The following is a 2,103-nucleotide window of genomic DNA, read 5'->3' on the forward strand; positions in this document are numbered from 1 at the left end:
GACGGCTACAGCGAGGCGGTGGTAGGTGCGCGCTGCGCCCGCGGCGACCGAGCTCACGGCCCCGGTGGCGGCGCCGGTGCCGGTCGTGGCCGCCGCTGTTCCCGCGACGGCCCCCGTGACCTCCGCCGCACCGACCATCCCTGCGGACCAGGCCGCCGCCGTGGCTCCGCCGCCCGCAGGGCCGACGACGGCGAAGACCGGCGGCCGGTCGGGCGTCCAGGTCCTCCTCCTGACGCTCGGCGTCGTCCTCATCTCCATCACCGCCATCGTGTTCCTCTTCGTGGCCTACCTCGTCGCCAGCCTGGAGGTGCGATCGATCGTCATCGCGGCGGCGAGCATCGCGGTGCTCGGCGTCGCCTGGCTCCTCCGCGCGCGCCGCCTGCCGGGAACGGCCGAGGGCGTGGCGGCGGTGGCGATCGTGCTGCTCCTCCTCGACGTCTGGATCGTGCGCGCGAACGACCTGTTCGGCAGCGGCCTCCTGACGGCGTCCGGCTACGCGGGCGTCGCCATCGCCGTCGTCGCGGGCCTGCTCGCCGGCACACGCGCGCTGACGGGCATCCGGACCACCGGATACGCGGCCGCAGCCCTCACTCCGATCGCGGCGTTCCTCCTCGGGTTCGCCATCGACCCCGGCACGGCGAACGCCGTCTGGCTCGGTGGCATCGCGGCCTCCGTCACGGGCAGCATCGCCGCCACCCGACGCCCCTCGATCGAACGCACCGTTCTCCTCACGGCCGGCTTCGTCGGGGCGGGGGCATCGATGGTCGCCGCGCCGTGGGCGCTTCCGGGAGTCTCGTGGAGCGCGACGTGGGCGTTCGCCGGCGTCGCCGCGGCCTGCCTGCTCGGGATCGTGATGCTCGCGGTGCGCGAGCGTGACGAGACCTCGATATGGTCGTGGATCGGCGCCTCGGCGCTCGGCGCCGCCATCGCCCTCGCGCCCGCCGTCGGGGCATTGCAGGAGCTCGACTCCCCGGAGGCGCTCTGGGCCGCCCCCCTCGGAGCCGGCACGGCCACCTGGGTGCTCGCCTGCGTCACGCGTGCCCTCCCCCGGCGGCGGGAGTGGATCGGCGGATTCTGGGCGGCTGCCTCCGTCACCGTGGTGGCCTCGGCCCTGGGCCTCCTGTCGGGGCTGGTGGCCATCGGTGCTCGCGTCCTCAGCGGATTCACGCCGTGGACGCTCGGCGCGGAATCGTCCTTGCCGTCGATCGTCTCGGACGCCGCCCTCGGTGCCCAGCTCGTTCCGCTGGTCCTCGCCGCGGGCAGCGCGGCCGCGTTGCTGACCCTGGGACACCTGCGACGCTTCGCGGCGATCCCGGTCGGGGCGGTCCTCCTGGCGGGAATCGTGGCGGCATCCCTCGCCCCGACGGTGTGGGCCGCGGCAGCCGCGCTCACCGCCATCGCCGCCGCCGCCCTCGCCGTGGCCTCGGTCCCCGCGCGCATCGCGTTCCCCGGTTCCCTCGCCGTGCTGTCGATATCCGGCACCGCGGCAGGTCTCGTCGCGTGGAGCACGGCCTACTCCAGTTCCGACATCTGGCCCTGGACGATGGCGGCACTGCTGGCGCTCCTCGTCGTCGGACGCGTGGTCGCGAGTCGGGTGTGGCCGCCGAACCGGGTACGCGCAATGGGCGCCGCCCACGTCAGCCTCGCCGCCGTGCTGGCGTGCACGATCGCGTTCTCGATCCCGCCCTGGCTCGAAGGGGCCGCCTCGGCGATGATCGGCACGTGGGCATCGCCGTGGCTGTGGCTGGGCACGGTGGCCTCGATACTGCTGGCGATCGCACTGTTCACGCCCAACCTCGTCGTCGTCGACCGCACGAGCCTCGCGCTCCCCCTCCTGGCGGGCGTCTTCGCGGGCGCCATCGTCACCGCATTCGACGTCGGGGAGGCCTTGGCGTGGCTGCCTGCGACCGCTGGTGCGATCGTCGCGGTGCTCGGGGTGCACCCCTCGGATTCCCGAGCGACCAGGATCGCGCTCGCGGCGACGGGTTCCAGTCGGCGGAGCGGAGCGCCGCCTCTGCGTCCGCAGCGGTTTCCGCCGCGGTCTCCTGCGTGGTCGGCACGCCGGGCTTCTTTGCCGGGAAGTGCTTCATCTCCTCAGGGTCG

At 74.2% G+C, this 2,103-nt stretch carries 1 protein-coding gene; it reads left to right on the forward strand.

Annotation, left to right across the window (positions count from 1 at the left end; genetic code table 11):
* Nucleotides 1-25 precede the first annotated feature (25 nt).
* A partial coding sequence (locus tag GH736_RS21720; protein WP_159607004.1) for a hypothetical protein occupies nt 26-2,103 on the forward strand: 2,078 nt, incomplete at its 3' end.

This window comes from Agromyces humi, assembly GCF_009720255.1.
Taxonomy (GTDB): Bacteria; Actinomycetota; Actinomycetes; order Actinomycetales; family Microbacteriaceae; genus Agromyces; species Agromyces humi.